Raw genomic sequence first — 526 nt, 5'->3', positions numbered from 1 at the left:
TCCGCCCATGGGCGGCGGTCAGCCCTTCCGGCACGACGTAGGCGCACAACGCGGTATTGCCGTGCGCATCCGGGACGCCGGCGACCACCGCCGCCTGTACCCCCGGATGGGCCGCGAGCTGCGCTTCGATCTCCGACAGCTCGATCCGGAAGCCGCGCACCTTCACCTGCAGGTCCTTGCGGCCCAGGTATTCGATGCTGCCGTCTTCCAGCCACCGCGCCAAATCGCCCGTCTTGTACATCCGCTCGCCCGGCACGAACGGATCCATCGCGAACTTCTCCCGCGTCTCCTCCGGCCGGTTGTTGTATCCCCGGGCCAGTCCCCGGCCCGCGATGCACAGCTCCCCGGCCACCCCGACCGGCTGCAGCTGCCCTTCCGCGCCTACGATGTAGATGCGCGTATTGGCGATCGGCCGCCCGATCGTCAAGATCTCCTCCGCGAGGCCTTGCACCGTGCTCGTCGCCACCACCGTGCTCTCCGTCGGACCGTAGTTGTTCACCAGCTTGTAGCGGCGGCTCGCCGCCCG

1 protein-coding gene is annotated in these 526 nt (G+C 69.0%); it reads right to left on the bottom strand.

Annotated elements, in window-relative coordinates; genetic code table 11:
* A partial coding sequence (locus tag ACQ4N8_RS28170; protein ID WP_430707679.1) for an AMP-binding protein occupies nucleotides 1-526 on the bottom strand: 526 nt, incomplete at both ends.

It is taken from the genome of Paenibacillus macerans (assembly GCF_050565405.1).
GTDB lineage: Bacteria > Bacillota > Bacilli > Paenibacillales > Paenibacillaceae > Fontibacillus > Fontibacillus macerans_B.
Note: the sequence above shows the minus strand (reverse complement) of the source record. Positions and strands in the feature narration are given on the sequence as shown.